This window comes from Granulicella sibirica, from assembly GCF_004115155.1.
Classification (GTDB): Bacteria; Acidobacteriota; Terriglobia; order Terriglobales; family Acidobacteriaceae; genus Edaphobacter; species Edaphobacter sibiricus.
Map to the genome: position 1 here is coordinate 1,435,828 of NZ_RDSM01000001.1, position 25,145 is coordinate 1,460,972.

The window sequence follows — 25,145 nt, forward strand, 5'->3', positions numbered from 1 at the left end:
ATGCCCTTCCACGACGATCTCCTCAACCGCTACCTCCAGGCCGTTGGGTCTTACCTTCCGGCCGCCAGCAAAGACGACACCCTCGCCGAACTCCGCGCCAACCTCGAGGCCCAGATCGAAGCCCGCGAAGAAGAGACCGGCACGCCCCTCGCGAACGACGAAGTTGCCGCAATCCTAAAGGCCCACGGCCGCCCGGTCCTCGTCGCCGCCCGTTACCTTCCACAGCGCCAGCTCATCGGACCCACCGTCTTCCCCTTCTACTGGATGACGCTTCGACGAGCGTTCCCCTTTGTCCTCCTGATCTACGCTGTCGCCCGCTCTGCCACGATCCTCTTTCACCAGGAAGGAAGCGACCTAGTTGGAGCCATCGCGCGCGCCATCTTCCAGTTCCCCCCGGTCCTCATCACGTTCTGGGCCGTCGTCACCCTCGTATTCGCGGCAATCGAGTACGCGCAGACCAACGGAGGCGTCTCTGCCAACTCATGGACCAAATGGGATCCCCACGATCTACCGCCCGTGTCCCACGAAGACAAGGCCAACAGACCGGAGCCCATGGCAAACCGTGTCGCGGACTGCCTTTTTCACTGCTTTCTCGTCCTATACGTGCTAGCAGTACCCTCGCACCCGTACCTGATTCTAGGTCCGGGAGGGGGCTACCTCGATCGCGTTCCCGTCGGCCTCTCACCCGAGTGGCATGTCTTCTATCTCGTCATCGTCGCGCTGCTCATCGCGCAGATCGCCGCAAAATTCCGCGCGCTCTTCGTCACCACCCGGCGCGCACAGGAAGCCATGGGTTTGGTCACGCAAGCCATCAGCACGGTCACTGCCGCTGTTCTCGTTTCGGCCCGTATGACGTTCATCCCGAAGAGCCCCACAGTCGACTTGGCCAGCCTCGCCACCGTCAACTATGCCGTCAACCTCGGCTTCAAGATTGCGCTTTTGGCCAGCGTGACCGATCTCCTCTGGCGACTATCGAAGTTCTTCCGCGGCCGGATGGGAACCGCATATCTGGCTCTCCCGTAGCGAAAGGGCCGTTCCGCGACCCAAGACCTAGGGTTGAACGCTCGGAACCACCGAAGAAGGCGCGGGGACGCCCGTCTGAGCCGGAGTAGGGGCCTTCGGAACCGGAAGCAGCGCGTCTAACATGACAAGGTCAGCCTGCAGGCTCGTCCAATCCTTCGACGAAGCTCTGTACCAGTCGGGCTCATTGCGCGGACCGCTATAGAAGTCCTTGAAACTCTGCTGCACATCCGCCGTGAACTGCGCTTTGCCGTCGTGCAGGATCGTGTTCAGCAGACGCGCATAGGTTTCATCGGCCAGATGGTACTCGCCGAACCGTGACGGATTCCCCGTGTCGAGGTCAATCTCCGCCAAATCTGGGGCCCGCTGCACGCTCGCCGGTTCAGCCATCTGCATCGCCGGGTCCGCCGCTGGAACAGCGAGCGTGGCCGGGATCGGAGGAGTTGGAACTGGAGTGACCGCTGGCTGATCGGAAACCGTCTTCGAGGCTACGTGAGCCGGAGCAAGCAGTTTCTCAGGAGCAGAAGGATAAACCGGAAGCCAGGGAACCGCGGGTTCAGGCGGTGTCACCTGTGCGAGGTAGATCTTGTAATAATCGACCGTCGTATTGACGCTCTTGATATAGATCTGCTGCTCGTCTGCATTTGGAATGCTGAGCTTGAGCGCCTTTAGCGGGCCAATCTTGGGGAGGTGTGCCACGAAAAAGGCGAAGAACCTCGTTTTCGGTCCGGGATGGACGTACTGCCGTCCATACTCCTTCTCGAACTCGGTCCGCCGCAGGCGATAGAGAAACTTGTTTCGGTTGAAGCCAGGGTTTTCCTTTTCGATCTGGTCCTTGTAGCTGACGAGCGCCACCGTTGTCATCTTCGGAATCAGGCTCGAGACCGCCTTGCGATAGGTCGCGATCGCGAGATCCTCGTGCTTCATTACCGAATCCATCGGGATGCCGTAGGTCTCCTGGAACGCCCTTTCAAGGAGAGGCTTCGAGACCTGGAATCCGATGAAGTCACGGTAGTTCTGCTGTGAGTAGCGCCCATGCGCTACCTCGACCACGTCGAAGCCAAACTCGGTCCGGAGGTGAGCGACCTTATCCTGGTCGTACGTCACCGAGCGGCCGAACCGCTTCTTGAGCTTGGGAAACTCGTCCGAGGTCGCGATGTTGACCGCAGGATGGCCGTAGACGTCGCCGCAGTAGTGTGCGAGCGCTCCAAGCGCAAAGGCATATTCGTTCGCGTCATGCGACTCGCGTATCAGCGCCGAGACGAAATCCCCTGTACGAACATAGTGCAGCAGGTCGGAGTAGTACGGACTGCCGAACGGGTAGTAGCCAATGTCCTGTATCACCGACCCGCCATAAGCGTATCCATGAGCCATCACGAGATCCGCGTCCGAGATGCCTGGAAAACGCGCTTTGAGCATCGGCACGATGGTGGCGAGCCACGCCATATCCACCACCTCCTCGTGCGAGAGCACCGAATAAGCCTCGGCCGACCGGAGCGGGAGGGCAAGCAAGACCAGCAAGACAGCAAGAAAACGGGAAGCAGAGAGGCGGGAACACGCGTTAAGCACACCTAAATCTACGCGGATTCCGCGATCTTCGCCCTCCCACCTTTGGGACGAACTGCTTTTCGTTTCCGCAATGGAATACCTGACTTATACTCAGGGAACCTCATGACCTCATCCACGTCTCCCCAATTCGGACATCCAGCCTTGAAAAACTACAAGCTGGATCATGCCTATGACGAGATGTTCCAGAGCGCCGACGAGCTTCACTCGCATTACGAACCTCTGCTCGAACACTTTACGTCCCTGCCGGAGAACGAGCTGCAGCGGAGAAAACAGTCCGCCGACCTGAGCTTCCTGAACCAGGGAATCACCTTCACGGTCTACGGCCGCGAAGAAGGCACGGAGCGGATCTTCCCTTACGACCTCTTGCCTCGCATCATCACCAGCGCGGAGTGGGCAACGGTCGAGCGTGGCCTGACCCAGCGCATCACCGCCCTGAACCTCTTCCTCAAAGACATCTATAACGAAGGCAAGATCCTCGACGACGGCATCGTGCCCCGCGAGGTCGTTTATAGCTGCAAGCAGTTTCGCCGTCAGATGATCGGCCTCCAGGTTCCGCGCAACGTCTATATCGCGGTCTGCGGAACAGATCTCATCCGCCTCGAAAACGGCGAGTTCGTCGTCCTCGAAGACAACTTGCGCGTCCCCAGCGGCGTGAGCTACATGCTCACCAACCGCCGCGTGATGAAGCGGATCTTCCCCCAGCTCTTCCGCGGCTACAACGTTCGCCCAATCGAGCACTACACTCAGGCGCTGCTCGGCACGCTTCGCTCGCTCGCTCCCGAAGGACGTCCCGAACCGAACATTGTCCTGCTGAGCCCAGGCGTCTTCAACTCGGCCTACTTCGAGCATGCCTATCTCGCTCGCCAGATGGGAATCGAGTTGGTCGAAGGCCGCGATCTCGTCACCCACGACAATATCGTCTATATGCGCACCACGAGTGGCCTCCGCCGCGTAGATGTAATCTACCGCCGCGTCGACGACGACTTCATTGACCCACTCGCCTTCCGAGCCGACTCGATCCTCGGAGTCAGCGGACTCTTCAACGCCTATCGCGCCGGAAACGTCACCCTGGCCAACGCCTTCGGAACCGGCGTAGCCGACGACAAAGCTCTCTATGCCTACGTGCCGGACATCATCAAGTACTACCTCACCGAAGAGCCGATCCTGAAGAACGTCGAAACGTATCTCCTGACCAAGCCCAAGGAACGGAACTACGTTCTCGCGAACCTCGACAAGCTCGTGGTAAAAGCCGTCGGTGAAAGCGGAGGATACGGCATGCTGATCGGCCCTCAGGCCAGCGTCGCCGAGCGCGAGGAGTTTGCCCGCAAGATCGAGGCTGATCCACGCAACTACATCGCACAGCCGACGATCTCGTTCTCCCGCGCCCCCTGCCTCATCGGCGACGAACTCCAACCGCGCCACGTAGACCTTCGTCCCTACGTCCTCTACGGCGACAAGGTCACGATCGTCCCTGGTGGCCTCACCCGCGTCGCCCTCAAGGACGGATCCCTCGTAGTGAACTCATCCCAGGGCGGCGGCAGCAAAGACACCTGGGTCCTGAGCCAGTAACTGAAGCGTTCGATAGAACCACAGAGGAGCCGATTTGCTTTCACGCGTGGCGGATAGTCTTTACTGGATGAGCCGGTACCTCGAGCGGGCGGAGCATACGACGCGCCTGCTCGATGTCAACCTCAACCTTATGCTCGACGAAAGCGAATCGAGCGCCGAGAAGCGTTGGCAGCGCGTCTTGCAGGCGCTCGGGAATCCGAAGGAGGTCGAGTGGACCGGCGACCCCTACGAGCTCACTCGCACCCTCACCTTCGACACGCAGTACAAGGGCTCCATCATCTCCTGCATCATCTCGGCGCGTGAGAATGCCCGCCATGTCCGCGAGCAGATTTCCACCGAGCAGTGGCATCGGCTGAACAGTCTCTACCTCGAAGTGACTGGCCCGAACCTGCGCTTCGACAAGATGACTGGCACCGAGCAGCCGACCGAGTTCCTGCAACAGGTGATGGAAGCCGTCCACCAGTTCCAGGGTGTAAGTGACTCGACGATGAGTCACGGCGAAGGCTGGCAGTTCATCCAGGTCGGCCGATACATCGAACGGGCCGCCGCAACAGCCTTGCTTCTCGAGGCGTACCACGAGGATCTATGGAGCGCCCCCGAGGTCACCGGCGACGGAAACGAGTACCTCGAGTGGATGGGCCTGCTCCGCTCCGCAACAGCCTTTGAAGCGTATTGCAAGGTGTACACAGCCGATTTGACGCCGGACCGCATCCTCGAATTCCTTCTCCTCGATGAGGAGTTTCCGCACTCCCTTCGATTCGCGATCGACTCGCTCCAGCGCTCGCTTATCGCGATCGATAAGGAGAGCGCCATCAGCCACGCCGAGCCTCTGCGGCGACTCGCAGGACGACTCCAGGCTTCGCTCAGCTACAGCAGCGTCGACGAGATCCTGAAGCAGGACGTCATCGCCTATCTCCAGGCCATCCAGACGCAGTGCGGCGAGATCCACAACACCATCTACGAACTGTACGTGGACTATTCGATTCAGGCAGCACTCGCGGGCTAGCTGCATGCGACAGGAGATGCAATGTATTACTCGATTCGGCATCTGACGAAGTTTCTGTACGACAAGCCGGTTAGCGAAAGCATGATGGAGACGCGGATGCATCCGCGCAGCGACCAGAACCAGCGCTGCCTCACGTTCCATCTGTCGGTAAGCCCGCGCTGCCGCGTCTTCAGCTATCGCGATCACCTTGCGAACCACGTGCATCACTTCGATATCCCAGGACAACATGGACAGTTGGTGATCGTCGCGGAATCGCTCGTGGACATGCAGGCCCCGGTCCTCGTTCCGGCCTCTCTCACTCCGGCTGCCTGGTCGGAACTTGATGCGATGGTCGAGGTCGGCGACTACTGGGAAATGCTGTTTCCGAGCGAGTTCACGGCACCGACCTCGGCGCTCGATGAACTCGCAAAGCATCTCGGCGTCGAGCGGACGGACGATCCGCTCTTGTGCCTGCATGAGCTAAATCAGCAGATCTACGACTACTTCGATTATGTGCCGAAGTCGACCAAGGTCGATTCGCCCATCGACGTCGCGCTGACGAGTCGGACCGGGGTTTGCCAGGATTTTGCCCACATCATGATCACGCTGGTGCGGAGCAAGCTGCGGATTCCCTGCCGGTATGTGAGCGGATATCTCTTCCACGAAGACCGAAGCGACCGCTCGTCGGAGTCAGCGACGCATGCTTGGGTTGAAGCGCTTATCCCGGGGTACGGCTGGGTTGGCTTCGATCCGACAAACAGTCTTTTAGCTGGTGAAAGACACATTCGGACGGCGATTGGGCGCGATTATTCGGATGTTCCACCGACGCATGGGATCTTTCGCGGGCGCGCGAAGAGCCAATTGAGCGTAGCTGTAAGGGTCACTCCTTCGATTGGAACGCCGTCGCTCGATCAGGAACTACCGGTGCCTGAGGACTGGTCGATCCTTGTCGAGAAGGCGCAGGCTCTGCCAGAACAGCCGCCTACACCCACCCGTCAGCAGCAAATGGCGCAGCAACAGCAGTAGTTTTTTGTAGTGCGGGAGAATTTGCCGCTCGCTCCGGTCACGATTGTCTGGCTATAGCCGATGCTGGTTCGAAAGGGTACCGGTGGCACCGGATACGACGGCTTTCGCGAAGGATCCGTCCGGACCGCTTTTCGGGGAACCGCCTGTTAGAGGTTCAGTTTCTTGAAGATCCGGTCCGGAATATTGCGAATGACGAACATGATGGGCTGCCACTGAAACGGCACGTAGAGGTTGTCAACGCGCTTGTCGACGGCGTTGACGATCGTCTGTGCCACCTTGTCGACGTCGGCGAACTTCTCGCTTCCCTTCATCGTGCTGGTCATCGCTGTCTTGACCGGACCAGGTTTGATCGTTAGCACCGTGACACCTTCGCGGTCCACCCGATTGCGGAGCCCTCCGAGAAACGCCGAGAGGCCGGCCTTCGAGGAGCCGTAGAGATAGTTCGACTTGCGTCCGCGGTCACCGGCAACGGATGAGATTACAGCAAGCACGCCGGCGTGGCGCTGGACACAATAGTTCGCCAGCCACGTCAGGAGCGAGACCGGCGCGACAAAGTTGGTGTGAAGAATCTGGGCAGCGGTATTGAAGTCCTGCTCGGCGGCCGTCTGGTCGCCGAGGACTCCGTGCGCAAGGTAGGCGACGTCCATGCCGGCGAGCGAGTTGATAGCGTGGGCAAGGAGGGCGGGATGCCCCTCGGTGTCATCGAGGTCGGCAACGGCGGTATCGACGAAGGCGGCTCCGCGTACGCGCAGATCGGCGGCAACGGCGGCGAGTTTGTCGGCGTTACGGGCTACGAGGAATAGGCTCGCACCCTGGCGAGCCCAGATGCGGCACGTGGCCTCCGCAATGCCGGAGGTGGCGCCGAGGACGAGAATCTTCTTCCGTGCGCCAAGGATAGGAGCTTCACCTTGCTGGCTGGCGGCGAGTGCGGTCGGGGCGGTCGTTGAACCGTACGAAGAACCGTTCGTGGTCATAAGGCGAGTTTGTCTCCGGTAACGCGCTCCCAGAAGCTGGAGGTGATGAGGGGATCGCGGAAGCGGGCCAGCTGCTCCCACTGGGGATAAAAGGTCTGAAACTGCGAGGCGGTCATGGCCGCGTCCTTGGCCGGATAGAGACGGCCGCCAAAGTCGCGTGTCATGTCGGCCAGTCGCTCGAAGAGCGGGAACGTCACGTCCGGCTTGATGGGAAAGTCGAGCGCGAGCGTGATGCCGGGCTGCGGGAAGCTCATCAGGCCCGGCGACGGGACATCTCCGAAAGCCTTGAGTACGGCGAGGAAGCTTGCGAGGCCGGACTTTGCGACCTCACCCAGGATCGCGACGGTTCCTTCGCGTGCGTTCTCCCACGGGATGGCGTACTGGAACTGCAGCAGTCCGCGCTTGCCATAAAGGCGATTCCAGCGGAGAACCTTGTCCAGAGGATAGAAGAAGGGTTCGTAGTCCTGGAGCGCCTTCACGCGAGCCTTGATCTGCTTGTGAAAGAAGACGGTGTTGAACAGGGAGACCGTGGTGTGATTCAGCGCGAAACCGGGTGCGTCGAAGGGAAAGATCAGCTTCGGCTCAGGAGACGGCTTCAGCTCGGCCGGCACCTTCGAGTGATCGCCGAGCATGAAGACGCCGCGGCAGAAGTTTTTGCCGGTGGAGGCGCAATCCACCCAGGAGACGGTGTACTCGACATGCTGGCTCTGCCGGGTGATGTCGAGGAACTCGTCGATGCCGTGGAACTGGATCCCCTCATAGTCGATCATGCGCGAGACGATGGGACGCAGACGCAGCGTTGCCCAGGAGATGAAGCCGGTGAGACCGAGGCCGCCGATGGTCGCGGCGTAGAAGTCCGGGTTCTCGGTCGGGCTGCAGAGGCGACGAGAGCCATCCGAGCGGACGAGTTCAAACTGGGTGACGTGACAGCCGAAGGTGCCGGCAACGTGGTGGTTCTTTCCGTGGATGTCGTTGGCGATCGCCCCGCCAAGCGTGACGTACTTCGTTCCAGGACTTACGGGCAGAAAGAATCCGAGGGGGACGGCGAAGTCTAGGATCTGGCCAAGGGTGATTCCGGCTTCGGCCGTCAGAAGGCCGGTAGTGGTATCGAAGGAGAGCAGGCGATTCATGCTCGTGGTGACGAGGAGGTTTCCATCCTTCAACAGGCAGGAGTCGCCATAACTGCGGCCCATGCCGACGGGAAGGGCTCCGTCATGGATGCCTGCGGCGACCTTGGGAAAATCGTTCTGCCAGTGAACCGGGAGAACTTTCGCCTGGTATGTGGGGTAACGACCCCAGGACTCAAAAGGCGCGGGGGCGTCGGGGAGGCCATTGGGGGGTGTTGTAGGCGGCATGATCCTAGCATACCCGATACAGGGTGTGCCTTCGATAAACGGAAGTCATCACCCCGGCGCGAGTAATGGCCGAAAGGAATAAGGGCACAGCCGAAGCCGTGCCCTTTCGATTCCAGGCAAAGAATGCTACGCGGCAGCCTTAATCTTCGGCTCGGTCTTCGGAGCGGCCTTCGCCTGGGCGATCAGGGCCGTGAAGCCGGCTGGGTCGTTGGCGGCGATGTCGGCTAGGATCTTCCGATCAAGCGTGTTCCCCGCGCGCTTGAGGCCGTTGATGAACGTCGAGTAGCTCATGCCGTTGATGCGGCAGGCGGCGTTGATACGAACGATCCAAAGAGCGCGATACTGGCGCTTCTTCTGCTTGCGCCCGGTGTAGGCGAACATGAGTCCGCGCTCGACGGCTTCCTGCGCTGCCTGGTAGAGCTTGGATTTGGTGAGGAAGTAGCCACTCGCACGCTTGAGAATCTTCTTGCGGCGGTCGCTGCGCTTAGTACTCCGTTTAACACGGGGCATGACACAATCTCCTTTTGCGTACTTCGTTTAGCGGCTGGAGGTAAGGGTGGCCTCTTCACGCGCTCTGCAACTTCAAATCTCGGTGGAGGTCCCATCCGGGACTTCCAGGGGCCGGGTTCGCTTTCTGGCCCTTCGCCGGTTTTACCGGACGGCTCGATCTGAAAAACTCTTTCTTCCCTCGCTTTACGCGTAGGGAAGCATACGGGCAATCTTCGGGGTATCCGCCACCGAGATCAGAGCAGCGCCACCGAGCTTGCGCTTGGTCTTGGTCTGCTTTGAGGTGAGGATATGACGCATCTTGGACTGCCCGCGCTTGAACCTGCCGCTGGCGGTCTTGCTGAAGCGCTTCGCCGCGCCGCTGTGTGTCTTCTGCTTTGGCATTGTGTTCCTAACGAGTGGAAGCGATAGTGCTGCCTGGTGATTTCGGCAACGTCTTTCAGTGTAGCAGAGGTTTCGTGGGAGAACGCCTACTCGAGGCGGCGAGAGCTCGCGGCTATCAAGCCAATTTTATACTCTGCAGAGGCACCCCCCCTCCCCATACTTGTCGCATAAGTCGTTTATTATGAAACGCTTAGGTGGATGCGCTTGCCGCAAGCGTATCAAAATAAACAGCTTACGCGTAAATATTAGTCAATAAAGGACTTAGCTCGCTGTCAAATCGAATGTCAAGGTGGCGAAAGTCCGCGGCGCCCTGGGGCGGCGGATGTTCTTCTCTCTAGCTATTATTTTATCGAATGGACCGAAACTAAAAGGACACCGACTTTTCCCTTTGCTTTTAGGGACTTAGGCGATATCGGCCCTTGACACGCGAGTTTTGCCCATTTTTCGAGAAAACACTGATAAAGGTCATTTCGCTGCTTGCCGCGCCCCGCCGACGGACATCGGACGAAGCTATGCCCCGTGGTATACTTGAGCTAGCGCAGGAGCGTCCTCGTCGCGGGTAAGCTGTTGTTTTGAAACACTTTACGCGGGCCAGGCAAAAGTTCCTCGAGAGCTTGCGAAGCGAATTCTTCGCCTGCCACCAAGAATTCTGGAGATCTATGGCATCGACGTCCGTCCCTTCCGTGCAGCCTGTTCCTGATGTTCCCTCCAACGTTGCTGACGCACCGAAGCAAGGCGGCGGTTACTCGGCTGAAAATATTACCGTGCTCGAGGGACTTGCGGCGGTTCGGTTGCGTCCGGCGATGTATATCGGGTCAACGGGCGAACAGGGCTTGCACCACCTGGTGTACGAGGTGGTGGACAACTCGGTCGACGAGGCGCTGGGTGGTCATGCTACGCGGATCGATGTGACGATCCATGTCGATAACTCGATTACGGTGGTCGATGACGGACGCGGGATTCCGGTGGATGACAAGGTCATCAACGGGGAGCGGATGCCGGCGGTGCAGGTCGTGTTGACGATGCTGCATGCGGGTGGAAAGTTCGATGCGTCGAACTACAAGGTTTCGGGTGGTCTGCACGGCGTTGGTGTGAGCTGCGTCAATGCGCTGAGCGAGGAGTTCGACGTCGAGATCTGGCGTGACGACCACGCTTGGGAGCAGGACTACTCCAAGGGTGCTCCGATCAGCACGCTGCGCAAGATGGGTCCGACGAAGCGCAAGGGGACGAAGGTCCACTTCCTGCCGGACAAGACGATCTTTACCGTCACCGAGTTCAGCTATGACACGCTGGCGCAGAGACTGAGGGAACTTGCGTTCCTCAACAAGGGTCTTGAGATTACGCTGACCGATGAGCGCACGACGGATGCGAAGACGGGTGAGGCGAAGAGCCAGCTCTTCAAGTACGCGGGTGGAATTGCCGAGTTCATCAAGCACATCAACAAGGGCAAACAAGTGCTGCACGAGAAGCCGATCTACATGGAGGCTGAGCGTGACAACGTGGCAATGGAGATTGCGCTGCAGTACAACGACGCTTACTCGGAGACGGTGTTCACGTTCGCCAACAACATCAATACGGTCGATGGCGGAACGCATCTCTCAGGGTTCAAGACGGCGCTGACTCGGACGATCAATGCGGCTGGTCAGTCGCTTGGGCTGTTCAAGGATGTGAAGGAGAACCTCTCGGGCGATGACGTTCGCGAAGGTCTCGTGGTTGTTATATCCGTCAAGCTCTCGCAGCCTCAGTTCGAGGGCCAGACGAAGGGCAAGCTGAACTCGGATATCGGGGGAATCGTCCAGGCGTTCGTCAACGAGCGGCTTGGCGCGTTCCTTGAGCAGAATCCGCAGGTGGCGAAGAAGATCATCAACAAGGCAATCGATGCGGCACGTGCGAGAGAAGCTGCACGGAAGGCGAGAGACCTTACGCGGCGGAAAGGTGCGCTCGATGGTGGCGGTTTGCCTGGGAAGCTTGCCGATTGCTCGGAGAGACAGCCTGATCGATGCGAGCTGTACCTGGTTGAGGGTGAATCGGCTGGTGGAACGGCCAAGCAGGGACGGGATCGTCGGTTCCAGGCGATTCTGCCGCTGAAGGGTAAGATCCTCAACGTCGAGAAGGCTCGTTACGACAAGATGCTTGGGCACGAGGAAATCCGGGCGATGATTACCGCGCTTGGATGCGGGATCGGGAAAGACGACTTCGATGCTTCCAAGCTGCGTTACGGGAAGCTGATCCTGATGACGGATGCTGACGTTGACGGATCGCACATTCGGACGCTTCTGCTCACGTTCTTCTTCAGGCACATGACGGAGTTGATCAAGCGTGGTCATGTGTACATTGCTCAGCCTCCGCTTTTCCGGATCAAGAAAGGCAAGTTCGAGCAGTACATCAAGGATGAGCGCGAATACGTGAATGTGATGGTGAAGCGCGCTTCCGATGGAATGGTTCTGACGTACGGAGAAGGAGCTGCGAAGATCGAAGGTGCTGAATTGACTGGGTTTATGCAGCAGCTCAATGAGTATCTCGGGTTCCTGGATAAGGTTCAGAAGAGACTTCGGAATGAGCGGGTTCTGCTGGACTTCGTTGCGCTGTTCGCGCATGAGGGGGCGGCCCCAGCTTTGAAGGCGGATTTTCAGACGCGCGAGAAGCTGGATGCGATGCGGGAGAGGCTGCTTGCGGTCGAGAAGGAGTTTCAGTTCCGGGCCGTCGGCGAGCCTTTCTTCGATGAAGAGCACCAGACGTGGTCGGTCAGCTTTACGGATTCGCAGGGCGCGGAGCGGAAGATCGACTGGGCGCTGGCGAATGCGGCTGAGAGCCGGTTGTTGCTGAGCAAATACTCGCAGATCAAGGACAAGCTGCAGGCTCCGTTCCTGATCTCGTATGCTGCGAAGACGGCGGCTGCCGTGGCGCAGGAGGCTCAGGACGAGGCGGAAGAGGTGGCGTCGGAAGAGGGCGTGAACGAGACGATTGCTGCTGCTCCGGGGACGGTGGCTGAGGCGAAACCTGCGGCGAAGCGTTCAAGCCGGGTGAACCAGGATCCGGTGGAGAAGACGAACGTTCGCGAGGTGTTCGAGTATGTCATCGAGCAGGGACGGAAAGAGTACCAGGTTCAGCGGTACAAGGGTCTGGGCGAGATGACGGCTCCGCAGCTCTGGGAGACGACGATGGATCCGGAACGCAGGACGCTGATGCAGGTGAAGCTCGAAGATATCGCGGCGTGCGAGGAGATCTTTACGACGCTGATGGGCGAGGATGTCGAGAGCCGTCGCAAGTTCATCGAAGAGAATGCGCTGGATGTGAAGAACCTGGATATTTAGGCCTTTGCCTCAGGTTTCAACTTTCTCAAGGGTCATCGCTTGCGCGGTGGCCCTTTTTGCTGCGTTCTTTTTACTGCGTTCTGAGGGGGTACCCCCCCTCCCCACTGTCGGGGTGTAAGCTGTTTCGAATGATGGACTTGCAGCTTAGTAACAGCTGCAAATATATCATTCGAAAGGACTTACACCCTAGATATCAGATAGCAAAGGACTTAGCCGGTGTTTTGGCGGTGCCGGGGCTTTCGTGTCGGCTTTTCTTGCTGCGGCCGGTGTCCTGGTGCCGGTTGGCCTGATGATGGCCGACCCGCTTCCCGGGGCGTGGCTGCTGTGCAGGAGAGACTTGCGGCGTTGGCCCCGCCGCGCAGTTGTTTGCCTGAGGTGGTGCGAGTACCTTGCTGCAATCTAAGATGGTTAGACCCGTATAGACCGTCCCCACGGCCTTTGTTGGGTTTTTCTTTGTACTGTTTTAATTCTACGCTTTTGGAGGGGGTAAACAGGACCGGTACTAAGTACCTTGGAATGATCAGGTTACGTTGTTTTGGGGCTTGACATGCAAATTTGCCCGTAAAAACGGGCCTAATTTCACAACTTTATTTTCCAGCGATCTCTAGGACTGACGGCCCTCAACGAAATCTCCGTCCATGATGCTTTGCGACTGGTGCTATTCTGCGACTTCCAATATGTTCTCCTTCAGGAACGCGGATTGACGAACGCACGGCGAGCCTACACCAAGTCTGAAGAATTGTCGCTCACTACGCAGGTTGGGGGATACTGTCCCCTCTGCGATGCTCCACTCTTTTACACAAAAAGAAATCATGACTACAAAAACTATCAACTCGCGCATATTTACCCGCTCAATCCCACTCCAGAGGAAATTGAAGAGCTCAAGGAAGTGGCGCGACTGCATTCTGAAGTGAACCATCCGGATAATCAAATTCCTCTATGTGCAAGATGTCATAGTCAATTCGACAAACCCCGCACTCGCGAAGAATATGAGCAGCTAGCTGCGATCAAGATCAGCATTCTCCGTCAGCAGATGCAGCGAAGCCTTCGTGGGGACTACCAATTAGAAGCGTCGATTGATGAAGTTATTTCGCTCCTTGGAGAAGTTGACTTCTCGGACGAGAACACCAACAACCTGCAATTCGATGCAAAGAGTCTCGATCAGAAATTCGACGCTTCGCTCCCAGGGCCGACGCGTCGAAAAATCAAGCATCACGTCGCGGACTACTACTCACATATCAAGCGCGGCTTTCGCGACCTCGAGATGCAGACGCCAATGGCGTCTGAAGTTATTTATACGCAGGTGAGATCGTTTTACAAAAAGCAGAAGAGCCTCGGGCTTTCGCAGCCAGAGATTTTCTTAAATATTGTTCTTTGGCTTAGGAGTAACACTGCTTCGCATAGCTTTGATGCTCCTGAGATCATCGCGTCTTTTTTCGTGCAAAATTGCGAGGTCTTCGATTGATCACACCGAACAAAGCGATATCGCTTAAGGAATCAGCCCTCGGTCACCTAGGCGTGATACTGAAAGTGCGGGTGGAAGGCATGGATCTGATTACTCTGTATCACAAAGTGGCAGACCAGTTCGAGAGCTTAGACCAGTTCCTTTTAACCCTAGACACCTTGTACATTCTTGGCCGAATTGACGTTAATGTTACGACTAGGGTTGTGAATTATGCTCCTTGAGATCCGTTCTGAGCAGTTTCGCAAGAAAGTGGTGCAATTCAAGATTGGCCTTAACGTCATCCTTGGGGATGACAATGCAACAAATTCGATTGGTAAATCGACCTTGCTGATGGTCATCGATTTTTGCTTCGGCGGCAGTGATCTTCTAAGCCACAATACCGATTTAATTCCTGAATTGGGTCATCATGATTACTCCTTCGCTTTTAGATTTGAGGAGCAGGATCATCGCTTTCGTCGCGGCACTTTTGAACCCTCGCTTGTTTACATTTGCGACGAGACCTACAGTCCTGGCCCTCCTATTTCACTTCAGGAGTACACCGCCTTCCTCAAGCAGGCATATAAGATCTCCCTGCCCGATCTAAGTTTCAGAGCGCTTGTCGGCCTCTACATCCGTGTATGGGGCAAGGATAACCTCTCCGTGGAGAGGCCGCTAAATTTAGATCAACGACAGGCAGCGGGTCAGTGCGTCGACATTCTTTTAAAGACTTTTGACAGATATAGTGCAATTAGAGATGTCACACAGCAACTGAGCGCCGCGGAGGGTCAAATAGAAGCGCTAAGACAAGCGCGAAAGTATGATTTTGTCCCGAAGATCAGTAAGCGAGCTTATGAAGAAAACGACAAACGGATAAATGAGCTAGAGAGGGAGATGGCAGATATTCGTCTCAACCTCGCAAGGTACGCTACTAACCTCTCTGAAGTCGTGAATAAGGAAGTTCTGCAACTCAAGCTTCAGAAAGATCAGCTGCTCGCGCAGCGGTTGTCCTTAGCGAGTCGTCTTCAAAGAGTTCAGGGTAACCTAAACGGAAGCAGGGTCATACGAAGTGAGAGTTTCCGCGACCTCATAAATTTCTTCCCGGAGATAAGCAAAGATCGACTGGAGAAAGTCGAAGATTTCCATCGTGATGTTGCTCGTCTATTGAGAACCGAGCTTCAGGAGTCTGAGGCTCAACTTGATTTGGAGATATCCCGAATAGATGGTGCGATTGCGGAAATTGATATTGGCATGTCGCAAACTCTTAGTTCCGTTGAGCAACCCAATGCACTCGTCGAACACGTCTACAGGGTATCGGTGGAACTTGATAACACACGTGGAGTGAATCAAATATTCGATGACGAGAGTGCCCTTAAAACGAGGTTAGGTGAACTTCAGGAGCAGCTTGCTCTAGAAAAGAAAAATGTCCTTCAGATCGTCGAAGATACGGTCAACGATGGAATGCGGAGAGTTGTGACGTCCGTGTTTGGCGGGGAGCGCAAGAGCCCTGAACTCACTCTCCAAGAAAAGAGCTATAAGTTCAAAGTATATGACGATACAGGCACCGGCGTTGCTTACTCTAGCCTTGTCGTGCTCGACCTAACTGTCTTTCAAGCGACGGTGCTTCCAGTAGTCGTGCACGATACGCTCCTCTTCAAAAACATTGAAAATGATTCTGTCTCAAGACTTATTCAGATATATCTAAATTCGAATAAGCAATCGTTCATAGCGTTAGATGAAATCGACAAGTATGGATCCGAGACCGCTTCTATCCTTAGAAGCCGTAGCGCAATCGCGCTAGATAACGTAGATGTTCTTTATGTAAAGGACTGGCGCCCAAGCAGAGGTTCGCAGAAATTAGTCAAAGAGTGAGGTAAGCCTCTTAGCTCGATATGATTTCGAGTGATGTGTTAGCTTGGCTGGCGATTTGTTGGAAAAAGCAGGGCGACTGACTAGGGGGTTAGATCGGACGCTGTCTTTAGGATGCAATAATGCGTCCATGAGCGATACGTCTGTTTCTTCTTCGGTTGCGTCTTCGACGCGGCGGCGGTTTCTTGCGGCTTGTTCGGCGGCGGGGTTTGGGGGGACTTTGCTGCCGGGGGTGCTGCTCGGGATGGTGGGGCGGGTTGAGGGGCAGGGGGCGGCGGGGGAGGGGTTGCCGAAGATTACGGGGGCGATGATCGAGGGGGCGGCGGGGATCGCGGGCGTCAGGGTGACGCAGGAGCAGATTGCGATGATGCTCGGGGATGGCGAAACCGGGGGGCTCGAGGAGCAGCGGGGGCATGTGGAGCGGATTCGGGGGTTGGGGATTCCGAATGCGGTGGCTCCGGCGGTGGTGTTCGATCCGGTACCGGGTTGGATGCGGGTGGATGCGGCGAGGAAGGCGGCGCGGATCAGCAAGGCTCCGGGGGTGGGGGGGATTGCGATCGGGGCGGGGCTGGAGGGGACGTCGGATGGGCTGGCGTTTGCCACGGTGCGGGAGCTGGCAGAGCTGGTGCGGACGAAGAAGGTGACGTCGGTTGGGCTGACGAAGATGTACCTGGAGAGGTTGAAGCGGTTCGATCCGCGGCTGCATTGCGTGATTACGCTGACGGAGGCTCGGGCGATGGAGCGGGCGGCGGCGGCGGATGGGGAGATTGCGGGGGGACGGTATAAGGGTCCGCTGCACGGGATTCCGTGGGGGGCGAAGGATCTGCTGGCGGTGAAGGGGTACAGGACGACGTGGGGGGCGGGTGGGTTCGAGGAGCAGAGCTTCGATTACGACGCGGAGGTGGTGAGGCGACTGGATGAGGCGGGGGCGGTGCTGGTGGCGAAGCTGTCGATGGGGGCGCTGGCTTCGGGGGATTTGTGGTTTGGGGGGCGGACGAGGAATCCGTGGAATGTGAGGCAGGGGTCGAGCGGGTCGTCGGCGGGGAGCGCGAGCGCGGTGGCGGCGGGATGCGTGGGGTTTGCGATCGGGACGGAGACGCTGGGGTCGATCTCTTCGCCTTCGACCAGGTGTGGGGTGACGGGGTTGCGGCCCAGTTTTGGGCTGGTTCCGAGGACGGGAGCGATGGCGCTGACGTGGTCGATGGATAAGATCGGGCCGATCTGCCGGTCGGTGGAGGACTGCGCGATGGTGTTGTCGGCGATTTATGGGCCGGATGGGAAGGATCTTTCGGTCAAGGACGCGAGCTTCAATTGGGATGCGGAGTTCGACTGGAAGACGCTGCGGGTGGGGTACTTCAAGGCGGCTTTCGAGGCTCCGAAGGCTGACGAGGAGGAGAAGGAGCCGGTGGGGGCGACGGCGGCGGAGATGGAGGCTTATCGGGGGAGGGTGGCGGGGCGGCGGGAGTTTCTGGCGAGGCAGAGCTATGACTTGAAATACAACGTTGCGGCGGTGGAGAAGCTTAGGGCGATGGGGGTTGCGCTTATCCCCGTCGAGATGCCTAAGTTTCCGTTCGGGTCGATTGTGCCGGTGCTGGAGGCGGAGGCTGCGGCGGCTTTTGACGAGTTGACGCGGAGTGGGCAGGATGGGCTGCTGACGGGGCAGAAAGCCGGGGATTGGCCGAATACGTTTCGGGTGGCGCGGTTTTATTCGGCGGTGGATTATGTGCAGGCGATGCGGGCCCGGACGCTGGCTGTTGGGCTGATGGCGGAGTTGTTCAAGACGGTGGACGTGATTGTGACGCCTTCTTCGGGGACGCAGTTGTCGGCGACGAATCTGACGGGGCAGCCGGCGGTGATTGTGCCGAATGGGGTGCGAGGGGAGGATGCTCCTGTGCCGAGGGTGACGGAGGATGGGGCGGCGGAGAATGTTGGTGGGCCGGGGACTCCGGTGAGTCTTACGTTTCTTGGGGCTTTATATAGCGATGCGCGAGTGGCGTCTTTCGCGAGGGCTTACCAGGAGGCTACGGGGTTTCACCGGCTGAGGCCGGGGTTGGCTTAGTTGAAGTGGATGGTGGTGAAGCGGCCGAGGGTGGACAGGGCTAACTGGATGGGCCGGGGTGGGCCGGTTTTGGGGACGGTGACTTCGACCCATAGGTCTTCGCCGGGCTTGAGGGGGAGTGGGGTTTTGGCGGTGTCTGGGATGTAGAGGGGTACGGTGACGTGGGTGGGGACACGATCGCAGGGCTGGCCTTCCGACAGGGTAATGAGCTGGGTGGCAGGTCTGCGGTCGGCGAGCCGGGCCTGGTACTTGCCGTCGTTGAATTCGAGGGACGCGTTCCAGCTCCAGAAGCCGGGGCCGACGCGTCCATCCGGGAATCGATAGCCTGGACGGCGATGGGCGGGGTCGCGGGGGAGAGCGCAGGCATCGGCGAGGAGTTGAAGGGAGAGGTAGCGGCCGCGGAGCGGGGTGTTGGGATCCCAGGTTCCGGCGCGGACCCAGACGCGTGGGCGGGTGTGGCGCTCGTAGAGGTACTTGCCCGCGATGCTGAGGACGAGAAGAAACTGAACGAGGGTGAGGATGACGGCGGCGCGGAGGGGTTTCATGGGTTCACCTCGGGCGTCGCGCTTATAGACATGGCGTTTACCAGGCGACGCCGGGTCTGCTCGAGGGCCCATCCGCCGGCGAGAAAGAGGACTCCGAGGACGATGAGGCCGAGGGAGCGATTGAGCTTGTCCATGACGCTTGAGAAGTAGAACCAGGCGACGGTGAGGGCGAAGGCGACAATGCCGTAGTTCACCAGGGCCGGGCTGAGGATGTGGACGCCCCACCAGACGAGAAAGACGGCGGAGGCGGCGACGAGAGCGTAAGCGAGGAGGTTGGGTTCGGATGTGGTCCAGGGATGGGCGAGCGTGCCGCCGTTTTGAACCGCCTGAGCCCAGGGGAGTGCGTAGGCGAGCGCCGCTGCGATGGCCGCGGGTGGTGCGCTGCGACGGTCGGCCAGCCAGCCGCAGGCGATCACGGCGAGGATGAGGGCGGCTGCCAGGATCTGGCCGGATACGGGGAGGAAGCCGGTTTGTGAGAGGAAGGAGTTGTTCCTCCAGGCCTCTTCGGCGAGGAAGCCGATCGAGACCGGGGCGAGAATGGCTCCGGCGGCGAAGAGAATGCCGAAGACGGCGCGGCGGCGGGAGCGCAGGAAGGCGGCGAGGTAGACGATGGCGAGGACGAGACCGGCGCGGGCAAGGTATGTGTTGGCGACGGTGTAATTCTGGGCACCGTCGGCCCACTCGCAGGCGATCCAGGCTGGAATGAGGAGGAGGGTGAGGGTCTGCTGGAACTGGTCGCGGAGGAGAAGCCATCCGGCGGCGGCGCAGAGAGCCCATAGGAGAATGGCGGCGGGCCAGTGCTCCTGCATGTTGAAGATCTGGCCGATGAGGGCGATGGCCGCGCCGCAGGAGACGGTGCCGACGGCGTGCATGGCGGTGGCGAGGCCGGGGAAGCGCTGGTGGACAAGGAGGCCGATGCCGTGGAAGAAGGCGAGCATCGACAGGACGAGGGTGAGGCGGGAGGTGGGCGAAAGCGCGTCCCAGTGGGCGGCGACAAAGAGGAGGACTCCGGCGGAGAGGAGGATACAGCCAAGGATGAGAGCGAGGAGGACCTGCCACTGGCGGTTGGCGGGACGGGCATGGGCGGATTCGTAAGCCCGGATGCGGGCCGCGGTGGGGTCGTCGATGAGGCCGGCGGCCTGCCAACGGGTGAGGAGGCTTTCGGGGGTCTCCATGGGGGGAGTAGAGCAGATGCTTCTGTGTGGGTAAAGGGGAAAGATAGTGGGGGTGGGGCGGCGGGTAAGGCAAAGGCAAACGCAGATTCCCTGCGGGAATGACAACCAGAGAAGCAACGGCAGCGGCAGATTCCCTTTGGGAATGACAACCACATGGGCAAGGGAGCGACCGTTCAACGGCAACGGCACCGCGATGGGCGCAGCGCAACTGCTACCATCCGGAAATGTCCGGGAAGATGTCCGAGGGGTTGCTGGTGGAGGCGCGGGGTTTGGTGAAGGAGTATCCGCGGGGGGCGGGTGTGGCCCGGGTGGTGGATGGAGTTTCGTTCTCGATTGGCAAGGGCGAGACGCTTGGGCTGGTGGGGGAGTCGGGGTCGGGGAAGAGTACGGTGGCTCGGATGCTGTTGAGGCTCGTGGAGCCTACAGCGGGTGAGGTGCGGTTTGATGGGGAGGATGTGCTCGGTGCGCGTAAAGGCGAGTTGCGGGCGATGCGGCGGAAGATGCAGATCGTCTTTCAGGATCCGTATGCGGCGCTGAATCCTCGGATGCGGGTGTCGCAGATCCTGGCGGAGCCGTTCGCGATTCATGGGGAGAAGCCGGACTGCGGTGTTGAGGCGCGGGTGCTCCAGTTGCTCGGCCAGGTGGGGCTGGAGGCGGGAGCGCTGCGGCGTTACCCGCATGAGTTCTCCGGCGGGCAGAGACAGAGGATCAATATCGCGCGGGCGTTGGCGCTGCGGCCTAAGTTTCTTGTGCTGGATGAGCCGGTGAGCGCGCTCGACGTGAGCGTGGGGGCGCAGGTGATCAACCTGCTGAAGGATCTGCAGGCGTCGCATGGGTTGACGTATTTGTTTATCTCGCACTCGATGCCTCTGGTGCGGTATCTGTGTGACCGGGTGGCGGTGATGCAGGGGGGACGGCTGGTAGAGATGGGAGATGTCGAGCAGGTCTGTTCGGCGCCGAAGGATGCCTATACGCAGAGGCTGATTGCGGCGACTCCGGTGATGCCGGGTGAGGGTGGCTGAGTTGTTGGTTTGACGGAGGACGCAACAGCCCGCGATTTGACGGTTTGGGTTTCCCACCTTAGCCGACGATGAGACTGTCGGCGAAGATGGGGCACCCGGCTTTACCTGGGATGCGCGGACGCGGAGAGTACAAGGGCAAAAGCAACGGCAGACGCAGATTCCCTTCGGGAATGACAACCAGAAAGACAAGGGCAACGACGTTATCGAGGGCCAGGGCGGCGGTGGAGGCCCCTGGTGCGGGGTCGCCTACAATGAAGAGAGAATGATTTCTGGATTAAGTACGCACTGGAACTTCGTTTGGCTGGTGGCTGCCTCGTTTCTTGCCGGGGTGATGAACGCGATGGCGGGTGGGGGCTCGTTTATCTCGTTTCCGGCGATGATCGCGATGGGGGTACCTCCGGTCGAGGCGAATGCGACGAATACGGTTGCGCTTTGGCCGGGTCAGTTGACCTCCCTGGCGGCGCTCCGCGGGGATATGCGGAAGGATCTGCTGCCGCTGATCTCGGTGGCTTCGATTCTTGGCGGGGTGGGTGGGGCGATTACGCTGCTGAAGACGAAGCAGGTGACGTTCATGCACCTGATCCCGTGGCTGATGCTTGGCGGGGCGCTGATCTTCGGGGTGAGCGGGCCGATTTCGAAGTGGCTGCGGTCGCGGTCGAAGGCACATCCGGATCATGTGGGCGAGAGGCCGCTGCCGTTGATGTGGGTGTTCCTGTGCACGATTCCGGTTTGCTTTTACATCGGGTATTTCGGCGCTGGCGGCGGGTTCCTGATCATGACGATCCTGGCGCTGTTCGGCGTGGAAGAGATGCACGTGCTGAACTCGCTGAAGGTTCTTGCGGCCTGCCTCTCAAACTTCTGCGCGATCGTGACGTTCGTGATCAGCGGACGGGTGCTGTGGCACTACTGCCTGATCTCGATGGTGTTTGCGGCGGGCGGCGGATGGGTGGGCGCGAAGTACGCGCGGAGGACAAACCCGGATGTGCTGCGGGCGATTGTGGTGTCGACCGGGTGTGTGATCGCGGGGTACTTTTTCTGGAAGGGTTGATGGAGCGTGAGCGATGAGTCATGAGGGAATTCGGATTGTGAGCCAGGAGCAGGCGGAGCGGGAGGCTCAGCCCGAGGTGAAGCTGCCTGTGGATGCGGTGACTCCGGCGAAGGTCAGGGTGATGAAGACGGAAGGGACGGGCGTCGAGATCGACTGGCGGGACGGGCACAGGAGCAAGTGGACGTTTGCGTGGCTGCGAGAGGCTTGTCCGTGTGCTACTTGCCATGAGGCAAGAGACGCGGATGGGAGGAAGCCGGGGATTCCAAAGGCGCAGCCGGCTACGCTGCTTCCAATGTTCAAGGAGAAGATTCGTCCGCTGGAAGCGAACGCTGTCGGGAAGTATGCGCTTCGGTTCAAGTGGAACGATGGGCATGAGAGCGGCATCTACTCGTGGGAGTATCTGCGGCGATTGCCGGAAGGAGCGGAGGTTTAGGGATGGAGATGGTGGGTTGGAACGATGCGCAGCCGGTGGCGCTGCAGGAGCTTGCGGAGAGGCTGAAGCCGCTTTATGTGCGACTGGCGGAGCATAAGCTTTATCGGACCTTTCGGTCGATTGAAGACCTGCGGCTGTTTATGGAGGCGCATGTGTTCGCGGTGTGGGACTTCATGTCGCTGCTGAAGACGCTGCAGCGTGGGTTGACCTGCGTTGAGGTGCCATGGGTGCCAAGTACGTTTCCGGTTTCGCGCAGGCTGATCAATGAGATTGTGCTTGGGGAAGAGAGCGATCTCTATGCGGGGAGGCCGGCGAGCCACTTCGAGATTTATCTCTCGGCGATGCGGCTTTGCGGGGCTTCGACGGCGGCGATCGATGGGTTTATCTCAGGCGTGCGGCGTGGGGTTGCGGTTGAGGAGTTGCTGGATGGGATTCCGGCGGCGGCCCGGGAGTTTGTCCGGACTACGTTTGGGTGCATTGCGACGGGTAAGCTGCATGCAGTGGCGGCGGCGTTTACGTTTGGCCGGGAGGATTTGATTCCGGATATGTTTCGGAGCTTCATTCGGGATCAGAATGAGGCTATGTCCGGGCGGCTCGAGATGCTGCGGTGGTACATGGAGCGGCATATCGAGGTCGATGGGGATGAGCATGGACCGATGGCGCTGCGGATGATCGCGGAGTTGTGTGGGTCAGATGAGGTTCGCTGGACGGAGGCGGGTGAGGCCGCGGAAGAGGCTTTGCTGGCGAGGATTGCGCTTTGGGATGGGATCGTGGTGGGGATTGAGACGGGGCGGCTGGTTGGGGTGAGATAGGAAGACAACGACTCCCCGTTGGGCGGCCTACGTTCCCACCCTAACCGACGGTGAAGCTGTCGGTGAGGGTGGGGCACCCGGGCTTTTTCGAAAAGCAACGGCGAAAGTTACTCGTTGGATTCGAGCTTTTGTTCCTGGTAGTGGCCGATGTGGTCGTAGATGGCTTCGGGGAATTTCAGGTTGCGGTAGAGGTTGCCGCAATCAGGATCTTCGGGATTGGGGAGGATGGGGAAGTCCTGCTCGCTCTGCCACTCGAGGATGCGGTCGCGCTTGGGTGGGTTGTAGTCGCGGCCTTCGACCTGTTTGAGCATGAGGGTGGCTTGCTCTTCGGAGAAGTCGCGATCCTTGGTGAGGTAGGCGAGGACTTCTTCATGGGGCATGAAGTGGCGGGCGACCATCGCGAAGACAAGGCGGCCGTAGTGGCCGATGTCTTTGCCTTCGTTGAGGGAGTCGAGGAGGTGGGCCATCATGGAGTCTTTGCGGAGCTCTGATTCGCCACCCTGGCCTGTGGCTTCTCCGGCTGTGCTCGGGGACGGTGGGTTCTTGAGGGCTGCGTCGTCGATGCCTACGTGCTTCGCGGTTGGGGCGGGCTTTTCACGGTGGCTGGCGGCTACGCCTTGCTTGAGCTTGGCGAGTTCGGCTTCGGCTTGCTCGGCGCGCTCGGTGGCGTGACGGAGGGCTTCGGATTGTTCGTCCACAATGACGGGTTGGTCGAGCACTACTTCGCGGTGTGCCATGTTGGTTCCTCACTTGCGCGGACGGCTGGATTCGCCATTTCTTCGCTACAATTGAGACGCGGGCTGGCGGCTGTGCGTTGTCTTGTGAGCTAGAGACCTAGTTGGGTGAGGGCGTCTTCGACGGTGTCGGCGACGAGGAGGATGGCGCGGTTGTGAGGCTTGAGGACGCGCTCGGTGACGCAGTGGTCGAGAAAGGCCAGGAGCGGGTTGTAGAAACCGTCGGTGTTGAGGAGGAGGATGGGTTTGGCGTGGAGCTTGAGGGTTTGCCAGGCGAGGACTTCGAAGAGCTCTTCCATGGTGCCGAAGCCGCCGGGCAGAATGACGAAGGCGTCGGCGCGGTCGCCCATCATCGCTTTGCGGGTGTGCATGGTGTCGACGATATGGAGCTCGGAGAGGCCGTCGTGAGCGACCTCGAGGTCGACGAGGACTTCGGGAATCACGCCTACGACGCGGCCTCCGGCGTTGATGGTGGCCTCGGCTACAGCGCCCATGAGGCCAACCTTTGCGCCGCCGTAGATGAGGCCGATGTTGCGGGCGGCGAGGGCGCGGCCGAAGGCTTCGGCCTGCTCGCGGTAGATGGGGCGGGCGCCTTCGGCCGAGGCGCAGAAGACGGCGATGTTTTGTATCGACATACTGCACCTATTGTCGCAGGGTCGAGTGAGAGTGGTGCGAAGGGGCAGGTCGGGGAGAGCGGATGGTGGCGCTCTCCCCCGGCTGGCCTCATGTTGGGTCGTCCATTGCCGCAGGCGACCGGGGTGAGTTGGTTGTTAGTTGAGGACGACGGTGCTGTCGTTAAGGGCGCTCGAGACTTCGCAGATGACGGCGCCGGCTTCACGCTTGTCGGTCTTGACGTTGTTGATGACGCGGGTGCCGTTGGGAAGCTTGAGCTCCATGGTCTGGCCCGCGGCTACGGTCATGACCTGGTCGCCGGCCTTGAGCTCGATAGGTGCGCCGGAGGAGTTGCGGACGTTGAAGTGGATGGTCTTGACCTTATCGCCGAAGAAGGCGTGGACAGACGGAGTGACGTGGAGCGACGACGCGAAGGCAGCGCTCGGAGCGAGGGTGACGGCGAGAGTGGCGAGGACGACGGCGGACTTCAGGGCGGATGCTTTGAACGATTTGGTCATCATGGCGATTCTCCGGTTTGGATCTATGTTGCGTATCGGGAAGAGGTGCCGGCCACCCTTACCGTCGCACTTGGTTATACGCAGTGAATGTGAGAAGGTTCCGTGGTTCTTATCGAACACTCTGTGAATTAAGTTGTCCGGATTCGTACAGGGTGGAATGGATTAGGTGTCCGG

General features: G+C 59.3%; 23 protein-coding genes. 13 read left to right on the forward strand and 10 right to left on the reverse strand.

The genetic code is table 11. The features are described 5' to 3' along the window. Positions 1-1,023: a hypothetical protein gene (locus GRAN_RS06010; protein WP_128912044.1), complete on the forward strand. Its 1,023-nt coding sequence runs from the start codon at positions 1-3 to the stop codon at positions 1,021-1,023. Positions 1,024-1,050: 27 nt separating this feature from the next. Here GRAN_RS06010 and GRAN_RS06015 read toward each other — a convergent pair whose 3' ends face one another. Then, the gene (locus tag GRAN_RS06015; protein WP_128912045.1) at positions 1,051-2,589 is read right to left on the reverse strand and encodes a zinc dependent phospholipase C family protein; all 1,539 of its coding nucleotides are present in this window, start codon (positions 2,587-2,589) and stop codon (positions 1,051-1,053) included. A gap of 102 nt (positions 2,590-2,691) precedes the next feature. Here GRAN_RS06015 and GRAN_RS06020 point away from each other — a divergent pair, with 102 nt between their 5' ends. The 3 genes from GRAN_RS06020 to GRAN_RS06030 are packed head-to-tail and all read left to right on the forward strand — an operon-like array spanning position 2,692 to position 6,169. Continuing rightward, positions 2,692-4,158 (forward strand): circularly permuted type 2 ATP-grasp protein, encoded by a 1,467-nt coding sequence (locus tag GRAN_RS06020; protein WP_128912046.1) that lies wholly within the window; start codon positions 2,692-2,694, stop codon positions 4,156-4,158. Positions 4,159-4,192: 34 nt separating this feature from the next. Next, entirely contained in the window at positions 4,193-5,164 is a 972-nt protein-coding gene (locus tag GRAN_RS06025; RefSeq protein WP_128912047.1) for an alpha-E domain-containing protein, read from the forward strand. A 21-nt stretch (positions 5,165-5,185) separates the two neighbouring features. Continuing rightward, positions 5,186-6,169: a transglutaminase family protein gene (locus GRAN_RS06030; RefSeq protein ID WP_128912048.1), complete on the forward strand. Its 984-nt coding sequence runs from the start codon at positions 5,186-5,188 to the stop codon at positions 6,167-6,169. A 146-nt stretch (positions 6,170-6,315) separates the two neighbouring features. Here GRAN_RS06030 and GRAN_RS06035 read toward each other — a convergent pair whose 3' ends face one another. The 4 genes from GRAN_RS06035 to rpmI form a co-directional block, all read right to left on the reverse strand. Further along, complete coding sequence (locus GRAN_RS06035) at positions 6,316-7,143, reverse strand: SDR family oxidoreductase (protein ID WP_128912049.1); 828 nt, start codon at positions 7,141-7,143, stop codon at positions 6,316-6,318. After that, entirely contained in the window at positions 7,140-8,498 is a 1,359-nt protein-coding gene (locus tag GRAN_RS06040) for an FAD-binding oxidoreductase (RefSeq protein ID WP_128912050.1), read from the reverse strand. The genes GRAN_RS06035 and GRAN_RS06040 overlap by 4 nt, the downstream gene beginning before the upstream one ends. Positions 8,499-8,624: 126 nt before the next feature. Further along, a complete protein-coding gene (gene rplT / locus GRAN_RS06045) occupies positions 8,625-9,008 on the reverse strand; it encodes a 50S ribosomal protein L20 (protein WP_128912051.1) in 384 nt (127 codons plus the stop codon). Positions 9,009-9,191: 183 nt separating this feature from the next. Beyond that, positions 9,192-9,389 (reverse strand): 50S ribosomal protein L35, encoded by a 198-nt coding sequence (rpmI, locus tag GRAN_RS06050; protein WP_128912052.1) that lies wholly within the window; start codon positions 9,387-9,389, stop codon positions 9,192-9,194. 659 nt (positions 9,390-10,048) lie between these two features. Here rpmI and gyrB point away from each other — a divergent pair. From gyrB to GRAN_RS06070, 5 genes are all read left to right on the forward strand, one after another. Then, positions 10,049-12,703 (forward strand): DNA topoisomerase (ATP-hydrolyzing) subunit B, encoded by a 2,655-nt coding sequence (gene gyrB, locus GRAN_RS06055; protein WP_128912053.1) that lies wholly within the window; start codon positions 10,049-10,051, stop codon positions 12,701-12,703. A 700-nt stretch (positions 12,704-13,403) separates the two neighbouring features. Further along, the gene (locus GRAN_RS06060) at positions 13,404-14,168 is read left to right on the forward strand and encodes an ABC-three component system protein (RefSeq protein ID WP_161570863.1); all 765 of its coding nucleotides are present in this window, start codon (positions 13,404-13,406) and stop codon (positions 14,166-14,168) included. Then, a complete protein-coding gene (locus GRAN_RS26925) occupies positions 14,165-14,389 on the forward strand; it encodes an ABC-three component system middle component 7 (protein WP_421800768.1) in 225 nt (74 codons plus the stop codon). The genes GRAN_RS06060 and GRAN_RS26925 overlap by 4 nt, the downstream gene beginning before the upstream one ends. Next, on the forward strand, positions 14,379-16,016 hold the full coding sequence (locus GRAN_RS06065; RefSeq protein ID WP_128912055.1) for a DUF2326 domain-containing protein: 1,638 nt from the start codon (positions 14,379-14,381) through the stop codon (positions 16,014-16,016). The genes GRAN_RS26925 and GRAN_RS06065 overlap by 11 nt, the downstream gene beginning before the upstream one ends. A gap of 127 nt (positions 16,017-16,143) precedes the next feature. Next, positions 16,144-18,072 carry an amidase gene (locus GRAN_RS06070; protein WP_128912056.1) on the forward strand — a complete coding sequence of 643 codons (1,929 nt, stop codon included), beginning with the start codon at positions 16,144-16,146 and terminating at the stop codon, positions 18,070-18,072. Here the strand turns inward: GRAN_RS06070 and GRAN_RS06075 are convergent. Both GRAN_RS06075 and GRAN_RS06080 read right to left on the reverse strand, forming a co-directional pair. Next, the gene (locus GRAN_RS06075; RefSeq protein ID WP_128912057.1) at positions 18,069-18,617 is read right to left on the reverse strand and encodes a hypothetical protein; all 549 of its coding nucleotides are present in this window, start codon (positions 18,615-18,617) and stop codon (positions 18,069-18,071) included. The genes GRAN_RS06070 and GRAN_RS06075 overlap by 4 nt on opposite strands. Continuing rightward, positions 18,614-19,792 (reverse strand): DUF2157 domain-containing protein, encoded by a 1,179-nt coding sequence (locus tag GRAN_RS06080; protein WP_128912058.1) that lies wholly within the window; start codon positions 19,790-19,792, stop codon positions 18,614-18,616. The genes GRAN_RS06075 and GRAN_RS06080 overlap by 4 nt, the downstream gene beginning before the upstream one ends. A 236-nt stretch (positions 19,793-20,028) precedes the next feature. On the opposite strand from GRAN_RS06080, the gene GRAN_RS06085 reads away from it, so the two are divergent. From GRAN_RS06085 to GRAN_RS06100, 4 genes are all read left to right on the forward strand, one after another. Continuing rightward, complete coding sequence (locus tag GRAN_RS06085) at positions 20,029-20,814, forward strand: ATP-binding cassette domain-containing protein (protein WP_128912059.1); 786 nt, start codon at positions 20,029-20,031, stop codon at positions 20,812-20,814. A 262-nt stretch (positions 20,815-21,076) separates the two neighbouring features. Then, on the forward strand, positions 21,077-21,862 hold the full coding sequence (locus GRAN_RS06090) for a sulfite exporter TauE/SafE family protein (RefSeq protein WP_128912060.1): 786 nt from the start codon (positions 21,077-21,079) through the stop codon (positions 21,860-21,862). A 13-nt stretch (positions 21,863-21,875) separates the two neighbouring features. Then, the gene (locus GRAN_RS06095; protein ID WP_128912061.1) at positions 21,876-22,295 is read left to right on the forward strand and encodes a DUF971 domain-containing protein; all 420 of its coding nucleotides are present in this window, start codon (positions 21,876-21,878) and stop codon (positions 22,293-22,295) included. Positions 22,296-22,297: 2 nt separating this feature from the next. After that, positions 22,298-23,107 (forward strand): DUF3050 domain-containing protein, encoded by an 810-nt coding sequence (locus GRAN_RS06100; protein ID WP_241654360.1) that lies wholly within the window; start codon positions 22,298-22,300, stop codon positions 23,105-23,107. Between the two features lie 107 nt (positions 23,108-23,214). Here the strand turns inward: GRAN_RS06100 and GRAN_RS25840 are convergent, their stop codons facing one another. The 3 genes from GRAN_RS25840 to GRAN_RS06115 all read right to left on the reverse strand — a co-directional run bounded on the left by GRAN_RS25840 (position 23,215) and on the right by GRAN_RS06115 (position 24,974). Continuing rightward, positions 23,215-23,844, reverse strand: a complete 630-nt coding sequence (locus GRAN_RS25840) for a hypothetical protein (protein WP_128912062.1) — start codon at positions 23,842-23,844, stop codon at positions 23,215-23,217. A gap of 89 nt (positions 23,845-23,933) precedes the next feature. After that, the gene (locus GRAN_RS06110; RefSeq protein WP_128912063.1) at positions 23,934-24,476 is read right to left on the reverse strand and encodes an LOG family protein; all 543 of its coding nucleotides are present in this window, start codon (positions 24,474-24,476) and stop codon (positions 23,934-23,936) included. Positions 24,477-24,611: 135 nt separating this feature from the next. Beyond that, positions 24,612-24,974, reverse strand: coding sequence for a hypothetical protein (locus tag GRAN_RS06115; RefSeq protein ID WP_128912064.1), 363 nt, complete (start codon positions 24,972-24,974; stop codon positions 24,612-24,614). Positions 24,975-25,145: the final 171 nt, after the last annotated feature.